We start from the raw sequence: 10308 nt of genomic DNA, 5'->3' as shown, positions 1-10308 counted from the left end.
CCGAACTGCATCAGCTGTGATCCTAACGACCAGACTTTCTGCTCGAGGGACGGCAGTCTGATTTGCGGCGACTCGGACGAAGACGGTAAATTCTGCTGCGAAGCCCGTTGATTCCAACCGAATGCGGGGCGCACCGAGGGTGCGTCCCGCTTTTCCCAACCCCCTCCCCCCCGTGGAAAAGTGGAATTTTTGGAAGCGCCTCCCGCTTCCATTTTTCCATTCTTTCGCAAACTGCCAGCTAATCCCTTGAAATCAGTAATGAGTCATTTGGCATCGCCTTTGTAATGCTAAGGGTTGGCACTCAATGCCCTGGAATAAAGGAGATGCAAATGAAACTGAGAAACTTGCTGATTTTGGCTTCGCTCTGTCTGCTGCCGACGGCCTGTGCCGACGGGATGGCGGAGGGGGATCTTCCTCCGATCACCGAGGTGGAACCGCCGGCGGTGCAGCCGGTGCCGGAAAACCCGATCCCATCGCCGGCACCCACCGACGACGAGGATGACGACGGCCCGCATTATTTCCCGGCCGGGGAAATCCAGGTGTATGAGGCACCGACCTACCAAGTGGCCCCACCGCCTCTCCAAGTCCATCCCTGCGTGATCGATCCGGCGGACTGTTAGGCCGAATTAGCCAGGAAACTCCGGTTAGATACCAATGAACCTCAAAAAAAGCGGGCGCACCCTAGGGTGCGCCCTGCTTTTTTCCCAACCAATTTTCAAAACTTCGCCTAAAACCGGCGGATTCAAATCTCTAAAATTTCCCAAGGATTTTTCAAAGCGAGCGCTCCTTAACTTAGATGGCCAGGGCCTCTTGGAAGCACAGGGCGGCGATGGGCTCGATGCTGTGGTTGAAGCCGGCGGCGGCCAGCTGCTGCCAGGTCTCGCAGAGCGACTGCGAATTGAAGAAGTGATTTTCCTCGTTGAGGTAGACGGCCTCGAGGACCTTGCGGATCGCCTGGAAGCCCAGGTAATCGCTCTGCAGGAGGTAGTCGAGGGTCATGACGAGCTCTTCGTTGCCCGACTTGCGGATCATCTCGCAGGCCTCCGCCAAGGTCGCCGCGCCGTGGATCTCGACGGCGACTTGGAGTGAATTGACGAAGGCATCGAGGCGGCGCATGTCGTCGCGGATCTGTTCGAAGGCGCTGGTGGAGTATTTTTCGGACCACTCTTGGGGATCGAGCTGGTGAGCGACGGCCATCATCTGCTCTTCGTAATCGCGGACCAGGCCGTGGACGACCTTGATCATGTCGAGGGCCTGGACCTTCGCCTTGGCGCGGCGGGCCTTCTTCTGTTGGGTCTTTTGGCGGAAGGCGCCAAAATCGACAACCTGGGCGCTAACCGTCTCGACCTCGGGGGTCGTCTCGGTGTTGGCATCGACCAGCTCTTTCAGCTTCAGGAAATCTTCGATCTTGATCATGTTCTCCATTTCGATCCTTCCTTTCCTTCCGCCCATCGGGCGCCTTGTGAAAATAGATATAAGCAAGGTCGATGCCACTCTATTTAAATAATTAACCCATTGAATTTATTATATTTAAAAATCAAATTACAAAATATGTATTTTTAAATTATGAAATATATAACAAATTTGAGAATTATTTTTATATTTTGAAATATATGCCATTTCATCGAATTGTCTATGACCGGGCCAGAGGAAGGGGAAAAATCTCAGGGTGAGACAGGAACTAGTGACAGTAGTGACAGACGGAGCAACCGAGAATCAGTTAATGAGAGACCGTAATGAGAGACGGGGCAAAGCACAAGCCCAGCCGGCCGGGGATACCCCTCCGAGGATCCTTGGAATTTCAAACACCTTAAGGCCTATATACCTTTGAAATTCCGCGGAGGGGGCTCCCCGGCCTGAGGGGAGCCCCCGTATCCTCGGAGGGGTATCCCCGGACGAGCGGGGCGGGGGTTGGTAGTGCAATGCTATGGCATGGGGTCCACAGCGCTGGGGTTTGCTCCGTCTTATCGAAGAACGAAAAAACGAAAACGTCTTATCGAAAAAAAGAAGGAGGAGTATCGAGAGAGGAGAGAGAGGGAAAGCTAGGACCAAGCAAAGGATGAGCAAAACGCTTCGAGCCAAACCCTTCAAAGGCTATATTCGGAAATCAACTTCACGGGGAATTAGAAAAGGGGAGATAAAAAAGAGGTCAGAGCAGACTTCGATTGCTCTCCATCTACTCCGACCCGGGGGCACACTTTATATTTTGTTTTAACTGAGGAGCTTTTCTTTCCTCAGCGGCGTCTTTTGCGACGCACGCCAAGACTAGATTGCATCCTCTGTGCCACCCGGGATCTACAACCTCAACTAGCTGATTTTACTTAGAAAATTTTCTAGAATCCGAAAAATCAACTAGATTTTATATATCAAAATTCTATAAAAGAATTTTAAATTTTAAAATAGGTTCTTGATTATGAATCCCACCGAGATCTACCTTCAAAAGAAAATCGGCCTCGACGAATTCTTAACCAAGCTGCGACCGGAGGACTATCTCAGCACCTCCATTGCCGCCGGACAGCCTCGTACCTTACTCGCGAAATTAAGTGAACTAAAAAATCTCAAGTCGCTGAAACTCTTCACGGGCCTGCTCGCCTTCCCCTACCCCTGCCTGACCGATCCAAGGATCGAGGCGATCAGCGGCTACTTCGGCCCCATCGAGCGCATGCTCAACGAGGGCGGCTTCTCTATTTCCTACCAGCCCCTGCCCTTCAACGGCTTCGAGAAATGGCTCGAGAGCTTCCCGCCGCGCGTGGTGATGACGACGCTCTCGCCGATGGACGCCGAGGGCCATCTGAGCTTCGGCGTGGACGCCGAGGCCGCCTACGTCCCCTTCCTGAAGGCGGCGCGCGACCCCGAACGCCTCGCGATCGCCGAGGTCAACGCGCGGATGCCGGTGGTTCGCGGGCTTCCTGAGTTGGGCGACAACAAGATCCGCATCGACGAGCTGAGCGCCCTGGTCGAGTCCGACCAATCGCTGCTCGAGGTGCCCGAGTCGGAGGCCACCGAGGTAGAGAAAAAGATCGCGGAGAACGTCGTCAAGCTGCTGCGCTCCGGCGACACGCTGCAATTCGGGATCGGCGCCATCCCCGACCAAGTGGCGCGCTACCTGGCCCAAAGCGAGCTAGGCGACTTCGGCGTCCACTCCGAGCTGGTCAGCAACGGCTTCCTCACCCTGATGGAATCGGGCAAGATCAGCAACCTCCGCAAGGGACTCCACGAGGGCAAGACCCTCTTCGCCTTCGCGCTGGGCTCGCAGCGACTCTACGACTTCCTCGATGAGCGCAACGGAAACAACCAGGGCCGCGTCCTCGCGGCGCCGGTCTCCTATGTCAACGACCCCGCGGTGATCGCGCGGCACCGCAACATGGTCTCGATCAATTCCGGCTTCATGGTGGATTTCTCGGGGCAGGTCTGCTCCGAGGCGATCGGCGAGCGCCAGTACAGCGGCGTCGGCGGGCAGCTCAACTTCGTCTCGGGGGCCTTCTTCAGCCCCGGCGGCCGCAGCATCCTCTGCATCAAGTCGACGGTGACCCACGAGGGCAAGCGCTACTCCAACGTCGTCCACGCCTTCCCTCCCGGCTCCATCGTCTCGACCCCGCGCCACTACGCCCAGTACATCGTCACGGAATACGGCGCGGTCAACCTCTTCGGCCTGACGGACGAGGAGCGGCCCGCGGCCCTGATCCAAATCGCGCATCCGGACTTTCGGGAGGAATTGATGGAGAAGGCGAAACATCGCGACAAGCTTTTCTATAAATCCCGCCTCTCGCGCGAGATGCCGAAATAGGTCGGGCATTTTTCGTGGACAGCGAAACCCTTTCGCCGCAAAGTAGCTTCGCATGAACGGCACCCTGAACATCTTTCTCACCGGCGCCGCCGGCTTCATCGGTTCCAACTTGGCCGAGGCCTTGATCGGCCAAGGCCACCGCGTGGTCGGCTTTGACAACCTCGCCCCGGTTTACTCCGTGGAAAAGAAGCGCCACAACCTGGCCCAGGTGCAGGGCCTCGCCGCCGGCGCGGGACAATTTCAGTTCGTCGAGGGGGACTTGCGCCACCCCGAGGTCCTGCGCAAGGCGATGAGCCGCGAGCCCTTCGACGCCGTCGTCCACCTGGCCGCCATGGCCGGCGTGCAGCCCTCCATCGCCGACCCGCGGCTCTATGCCGAGGTCAACGTCACGGGGACCCTCAACGTCCTCGAGATCGCCCGCGAGCTGAAGATCCGCGCCGTCGTCGCGGCCTCCTCCAGCAGCGTCTACGGCGCCAACACCAAGCTGCCCTTCGCCGAAAGCGACCCGGTCGACCACCCCATCTCGCCCTACGCCGCCACCAAGAAGGCCGGCGAGCTGATCGCCCACACCTATCACCACCTACACGGGATGTCCGTCGCCAACCTGCGCTTCTTCACCGTCTACGGCCCGCGCCAACGGCCCGATCTCGCGATCTACAAATTCACCCGCGCCATGCTCGCCGGCCGCGAGATCACCCTCTACGGAGACGGCAGCAGCCGCCGCGACTACACCTACATCGACGACTGCGTCGCGGGCATCCTGGGCGCGACCCGCTGGGCCATCGAGGGAGCGCTCGGCAAGCCGCGCTTCGGCGTCTTTAACCTCGGAGAATCCCAGACCGTCTCCCTCCTCGAACTCGTATCCCATCTCGAAAAGATCCTCGGCGTGAAGGCCAAACGCCGCCACGCCGACTACCTGCCGGGCGACGTGTTCGCGACCTTCGCGGACGTCTCGCTGGCGCGGCGGGCCTTCGGCTACGACCCCAAGGTGAAGATCGAGGCGGGCCTCGCGAAATTCTGCGAGTGGTACCTCCGCGAGGAACGGGGCAAGCCCTGGGAAATTTAATCTAAGGACATCGCATGAAAAAATTCGCCGCGCTCGCGCTCCTGCTCACGATCACCGCCTTCTCGACCGCCGCCCGGGCCGCGCCGCTCAAGCTACTCTTCTTTTATCCCGGAGGCCAAGGCAGCCAAGAGGCCGCCCAACCCCTGCTGGACGCCTTCGCCGAGTCCCTCAAAAAGGCCAGCGGAGGAAAGATCGAGGCGACCGTCACCTACCTCTCCGACACCCAGGCCGGCCTCGACTTCGTCAAGACGCAAAAACCCGCCGCCGCGGTGCTGAGCCTCGACGCCTACCTGCAATACGCCCCGGGCTGGGGCGCCACGGTCATCGCCAAGACCCTCCAGCTCCCCAGCGGCGACGGGACGGATCGCTACTTCATCGTGGGCAAGAAGGGCGCTGCGCTCCCGGCGAGCGGCACCCTCACCCTCCTCTCCCAGCGCCCCTTCAGCCCCGACTTCGTCGCCAAGCAGTTGTTTCCCCAGCTGCAAGGGTTGCAACTCTCGATCCAACCCCTGCGCAACCCGGTCGGCGCCCTCCGCGCGGTCGGCATGGGCGAAAAAACCGACTTCATCCTCCTCGACCAATTCGAGTACGCCAACGTGATGCGCCTGCGCGCCGCTTGGGTGGCGGGCCTGGCCGCCGCGGCCGAATCGGCCAAGGTCTCCAGCGCCCCGGTGGTGGTCTTCCCGGGCCCGGGCTCGGCCGGTCTGGGCGCCGAGCTGCAAAAGGCCCTGGTCAAGCTCGGCTCGGAGGCTTCCGCCCAAGCCACCCTGCAAGAGCTGCGGATGAAGGGTTTCCAAGCCGCCCAAGGCCTATAAAGCCATCCCCATCCACGCAGAATTTAGGGCTCTTTTATAGCCTGTACAAAAATCCGCGGCAAATTCCGACCCTTAGAAAAAAGACGAAGGATCGCGACAACTTATCTCCAGGCGCGACGATAATAGGATTGTTCCGGTCTTTTGGGGCGGAAGGAACATGAAAAAGAAAGAAAGTGAAATGCACTCCATGAATTTTCACGAGCAGGGCGGCGGCTTCGATTCCAAATGCCCAGAATCCCTCTTCAGCATCTCGTTGGCCGAGAGCCAAGGGGTGGTGACGGTCGATTTCAGCGCAAATCCCAACTTTCTCCTGGAGATCGAAGAATTCCGCAACGTCGTCGGGCTCAGCTCGGCGGTCCAGGCCGGCCTCCTCGTCAACCAAGACGGCAGCTGCTGGCTGACCAACCTGGGCCGCAGCGGCTCCACCGAGGTCTACCGCCCGATGAACAAGACCTACCGCAAGCTCGCCCACCAGCAGGTCGCCTACCTCCGCCACGGAGACTTCGTGGGCTTCTACGGCGCCTTCTACCGCGTGGACTTCGACGACACCCAGCTCAGCCTGGTCCCGGTCGACTTCCTCGCCAAGCCGCGCTTTCAATCCTAATCCGCTGGAAAATTCTCGAATCCCCGGTGCACTTGCCTCAAGGCCTCGTAGAGGACGACGCCCACCGAGGTCGAGAGGTTGAGGCTGCGCGTCGGTCCCCACATGGGGATGGTGCAGAGCCGGTCGGCGTAGCGCTCGAGCATCGCCTCGGAGAGACCTTGGGTCTCGGAGCCGAAGACCAAAAAATCCGTATCCTTATACTCCACCGCCGTGTAGGGCCGTCGCGCCTTCTTCGAGTAGAGATAAAGGCCGGCCGCCGGATGGGCGCCGAGGAAGGCCTCCCAGTCGTCGTAGTAAAAAATCTCCAGATGCTGCCAGTAATCCAGCCCCGCCCGCTTGAGCTGGGCGTCGTCGGTGGAAAAACCCAGGGGCCTCACTAAATGAAGCCGTGTACGGGTCGCGACGCAGAGCCGGGCGATGTTGCCGGTATTGGGCGGGATCTGGGGTTGGCAGAGGACGACGTTCATAAAAACCTTGCCAAACCGGAGGGATCCGCCCTATCTGCGGCCGTCCGGATGGGCGCCGGAGCGAGGCTCCGCCTGGATTTGCGGGCGGTTCCGCCCGGCCCTTGGGGCCGGTCCCGACGCCCGGGCAGGGGCTAGGTAGCCCAATTCGGCCTTATAACGCAACCTATCGCGATTTCGAACGATAATCCGGCCATCCACGGGGGCACGCGTGGAGACGTCGAATGACACCGCCTTTGCCTCCTGGATCCGTCTCGGGGTCCCTGCCCCACTCTTCCGATCCAACGCGAGCCTCCGCCGAAGCCCCCGCGGCCTCGGAGCGGCCTGCGGTGGCTCCCGTGCGTCTCTCCCTCGAATCGAGTTTTCTCGCGGCCGGCGCGGCCGGATTTCCGGTGCGCGGCGGATTGCTGTTCAGCTACCGGCCCAACGCCTTCCTCGGCTTCGGCCTCCATGCCGACACCAATTTCAGCGATCATGTCAGCGGCACCGCGCGCCTCGAAGGCATCTGGCCCGCGCACCGCTATTTCCACCTGGAAGGCGCCTTCGAGCTCGGCGTCCGCGCCCTGTTGGGACAAAGCCAGGACATCCAGGGCCAGATGCGCCCGCTCTCCGGCGCAGCCTTCACCTTCGGCGCCGAGATCGCCGCCTCCATCCCCTTTTCGGATTTCTTCGGCATCTCCGCCTTCGCACGCTTCTTTTATTCGCCCGGCGGCGGTTTCAGCACCCCCGCCTTCGAGATGCCCGATCCCGCCCGCGGCGTTGGCTGGAATGGCGGCGAGGTGATGTTCGGCCTCCGCTTCGACATCTATCCGCCGGTCGGACGCCGGCACCGCGCCGGCGGCTCCGAGGAAGAGGTCCCGCGCCCGCGACGCGAGGCCGAGGCCGCGCCCGCCCCCCGCGAGGCCCTGCGCGCCTTGGAGAGCTCGGTGGACGACCTGCTGCGGGAGACTCCGGAAGTTTCCGCGACGACCGATACCGGCGCCGCGCGTCCCGAGAGCGACGCCGATAGCCGTGACGCCGCGTCGGCCGATGCCTCGGGCGCGACCGGCACGGATGCCGGCGGAAGCGACGCCGCGACGGGAACCGCCGACCGCGAGGCCCTCTTGGCCCTGCAGCGCGAGATCCAGACCTTGACGGGCTCGGTCTCCGCCCTCGAGACCGAGATCACCGCCGCCACGCAGATCTTGAACGACCTGGCCATCGGCCAAGAGGCCGGTCAGCCCTTCTACATCCGCCTCGACAGCCTCTACGACCGCCTCACCGCGCGGCCGCCGGAACTGAGCGTCGAGGAGCTGACCACTTTTATTTCCGAGTTTCGTCAGGCCTTGCACGACAGCGACCAGCTGCGCCTCCTGGTACAATCCAGCGGCGAGAACTTCGGCCCTTCGATCCTGAGCAACCTCGGCGTCTTTCAGACCGCCTTGCAACGCTACCAGCGCACCCTGCCCGTCCGCGCCTCGGAGGGAGAGACGGCGCGCGCGGCGCTCGACGCGCCGCTCGCCCAATTGGGCGCCCTGATCCAGGAAATCCAGGTCCTGCGCAGCCAGCCGCAAAGCACCGAACCGCCGGCCTCCCAGGTCAGCCTTTGGCGGGTCCGTCTCGCGCGGGTCCGCGAGAGCGTCGAGGAGCTCGCGCCGCGCATCGGCGCGGAGCGCGCGGCCGCCCTCGAGGAGAACTTCCGCCGCTTGGAGGGAAGCTTCGACACCCTGCTCGGCACCATGGAGGAGGCGCGGCGCAACTGGCTGGTCTCCCGGGCCCTCTACAGCCACTACCAGGCCCTGCGCTCCGCGACGCGCCCGACCCAGGCCGAGGCCGCGCTGCGCGGCATGCTCGAGGAGCTGCGCGGCGCCCCCGACTCCTACCGCCGCCTGCGCTCGCGTAACGTCAATTCCCTGCGGATCGTCCTCGAGGCCTTCATCCAGCAGCGAAGCGCGCACCCGGCCCCGGCTTGGAACACGGCGCGCGACCTCGCGATCGAGGCCATGCATTGGATCGATCCCGCTTATACCCCGCCGCCCCTCGCGGAGCCCACGACCGGCCGCCGCCGTAGGCGCGGGGGAGAGACGGGCGGGGCCGACAGCCGGTTCCGCTTTCCGGCGAGGGGCGACGCGGGACGCGGTCGCGGAGACGAATAATTTTTTAAGGGTAAAGGATGACACCTCCATTCCTCAGATCTTTCGGCAGGCCGCTCGGCGGCGACCTCGGCGCGCGCGAATCCCGCCTCGACGAGATCCGCATCAGCCCGGAGCTGCGCCGCCTCTCCGAGGTCGTGGGCCGTTCCCGGGATCTGGCCTCGGCTCGGGGCCGTGAGTCGCTGGCCTCGATCACGGCCGCCTGCGCGGGCCGGACGGACTGCAGCCCCGATCTCTCGCTCTTACCGGCGGCCATCGATCACACGCTTTCCCGGGCCCGCGGCAATCCGGGCTATTACCGGATGGCGCTGAATTTCCTGGCGGCGCAGCTGATGTCCGCGACCGATCCCGCGGAGCAGGAACGAATCCGGACCCGCGCCCGCGAGGTCGCCCGCGACGCCCTGACCGCCATTTCCAACCCGGGATTCAACCCGCCGCCGGAAGACGCCGCGCGGCTGGACGAGCCGGTGCGCACCAAGACCCGCATGCTCTTCGACATCAGCTGCACGCTGAGCGCCCTGCTGGCCCAACCGACGCGAGAAGGCTACTCCGATGCGGATCGCGACCTGCTGCGCGACTACTTCCACCAAATGCTGAGCGGCATGGAACAGACCCGGATCCGCAGCGCCATCAACCCGAACAGTCCGCCCTTCCCGGATTATTTCGAGAGTTTCGTCCGCGCCCAGCTGGCCATGCTCGACAACGACCGCGAAGGGGCCTTCCGCCAGCTCCTGGCAACACGCGCCTTGTTCCGCGCCATGCCGGCCGACCGGCGCGGCCGGGCGCTGCCTCTCCTGGTCGAGACCAGCACCGAATTGGCCCTGCAGTCCATGCCGCGGGACGCGGCGGGCGAGCACGTCGAGTCCCTGCGCAGCCTGGTCAGCTTGGAGGCCCTGTCCTATTTTTATCAGGTGGATTTTTCCCAATCGCATGCCGAGAGCGAGATGCCGACGGCCCAGCGCCAGGGGGCCGCCCTCAACCTCGTCGCCGGCGTCTACCTCGGCGCCGGCCTGGAGGCCGCCGACGCGGGGACCTTGATCGAGCGTCTCGCCGAGCTCGGCGAGCGCCGCGGCGACCTGACGGCGGCCTTGCAGCGGCGCTATGACGCGGACGAGGAATTCCGCCGCGGCCTCTCGAACCTTTACTCCGGAAACCTCGGCGACGCGTCCCGCCGGCGCGAGGTCTTCGAAGAGATGCTGCGCGACGCCGAGACCGTCGCCCGGCACCTCCGCGCGCATCGCGGCGCCGAACCTTATGCGGCCGTCCTGTCCCGCGACGCGGAAGGCCGCCCCTTGCGGCGCGCCGCGCGCGCGCTGGAAAGCGACGCCGAACTCGCCGCCGAGCTCCGCGCGCAATTGGGCCTGGCCGAGGACGCCGGCGCGGCGTCGATCGCGCGCCAGCTCTGCGAGATGGGCGCCCTGCTTCCCGTCTTCCTGGATT

Annotated in this window: 9 protein-coding genes; 7 read left to right on the top strand and 2 right to left on the bottom strand. The window is 63.1% G+C overall.

All coding sequences use genetic code 11. The features are described 5' to 3' along the window. The first annotated feature begins 329 nt into the window (after positions 1-329). Complete coding sequence (locus tag FBR05_13145) at positions 330-620, top strand: hypothetical protein (GenBank protein ID MDL1873125.1); 291 nt, start codon at positions 330-332, stop codon at positions 618-620. Between the two features lie 172 nt (positions 621-792). On the opposite strand, the gene FBR05_13140 is transcribed toward FBR05_13145, so the two are convergent. Next, entirely contained in the window at positions 793-1416 is a 624-nt protein-coding gene (locus FBR05_13140; protein ID MDL1873124.1) for a hypothetical protein, read from the bottom strand. Positions 1417-2413: 997 nt separating this feature from the next. Between FBR05_13140 and FBR05_13135 the strand changes: the two genes are divergently transcribed. The 4 genes from FBR05_13135 to FBR05_13120 all read left to right on the top strand — a co-directional run bounded on the left by FBR05_13135 (position 2414) and on the right by FBR05_13120 (position 6272). Then, entirely contained in the window at positions 2414-3787 is a 1374-nt protein-coding gene (locus tag FBR05_13135; GenBank protein ID MDL1873123.1) for a hypothetical protein, read from the top strand. A 64-nt stretch (positions 3788-3851) separates the two neighbouring features. Continuing rightward, positions 3852-4853 carry an NAD-dependent epimerase/dehydratase family protein gene (locus FBR05_13130; protein ID MDL1873122.1) on the top strand — a complete coding sequence of 334 codons (1002 nt, stop codon included), beginning with the start codon at positions 3852-3854 and terminating at the stop codon, positions 4851-4853. A 14-nt stretch (positions 4854-4867) separates the two neighbouring features. Next, entirely contained in the window at positions 4868-5668 is an 801-nt protein-coding gene (locus FBR05_13125; protein MDL1873121.1) for a hypothetical protein, read from the top strand. 157 nt (positions 5669-5825) lie between these two features. Further along, positions 5826-6272, top strand: coding sequence for a hypothetical protein (locus tag FBR05_13120; protein MDL1873120.1), 447 nt, complete (start codon positions 5826-5828; stop codon positions 6270-6272). On the opposite strand, the gene FBR05_13115 is transcribed toward FBR05_13120, so the two are convergent. Next, entirely contained in the window at positions 6269-6739 is a 471-nt protein-coding gene (locus tag FBR05_13115; protein MDL1873119.1) for a tRNA (cytidine(34)-2'-O)-methyltransferase, read from the bottom strand. The two genes, FBR05_13120 and FBR05_13115, sit on opposite strands and share 4 nt — an antisense overlap. Before the next feature lie 326 nt (positions 6740-7065). Between FBR05_13115 and FBR05_13110 the strand changes: the two genes are divergently transcribed. Beyond that, positions 7066-8871: a hypothetical protein gene (locus FBR05_13110; protein MDL1873118.1), complete on the top strand. Its 1806-nt coding sequence runs from the start codon at positions 7066-7068 to the stop codon at positions 8869-8871. 17 nt (positions 8872-8888) lie between these two features. Then, positions 8889-10308: hypothetical protein (locus FBR05_13105; protein ID MDL1873117.1), on the top strand; the 1420-nt coding region annotated here is incomplete at its 3' end.

Source organism: Deltaproteobacteria bacterium PRO3 (assembly GCA_030263375.1).
Classification (GTDB): domain Bacteria; phylum UBA10199; class UBA10199; order DSSB01; family DSSB01; genus DSSB01.
This window is presented reverse-complemented; position numbering and strand designations above follow the sequence as displayed.

Coding starts and splice junctions, on each gene's coding strand:
- FBR05_13145 (MDL1873125.1), top strand. CDS start 330: ATGAAACTGAGAAACTTGCTGATTTTGGCTTCGCTCTGTCTGCTGCCG.
- FBR05_13140 (MDL1873124.1), bottom strand. CDS start 1,416: ATGATCAAGATCGAAGATTTCCTGAAGCTGAAAGAGCTGGTCGATGCC.
- FBR05_13135 (MDL1873123.1), top strand. CDS start 2,414: ATGAATCCCACCGAGATCTACCTTCAAAAGAAAATCGGCCTCGACGAA.
- FBR05_13125 (MDL1873121.1), top strand. CDS start 4,868: ATGAAAAAATTCGCCGCGCTCGCGCTCCTGCTCACGATCACCGCCTTC.
- FBR05_13120 (MDL1873120.1), top strand. CDS start 5,826: ATGAAAAAGAAAGAAAGTGAAATGCACTCCATGAATTTTCACGAGCAG.
- FBR05_13115 (MDL1873119.1), bottom strand. CDS start 6,739: ATGAACGTCGTCCTCTGCCAACCCCAGATCCCGCCCAATACCGGCAAC.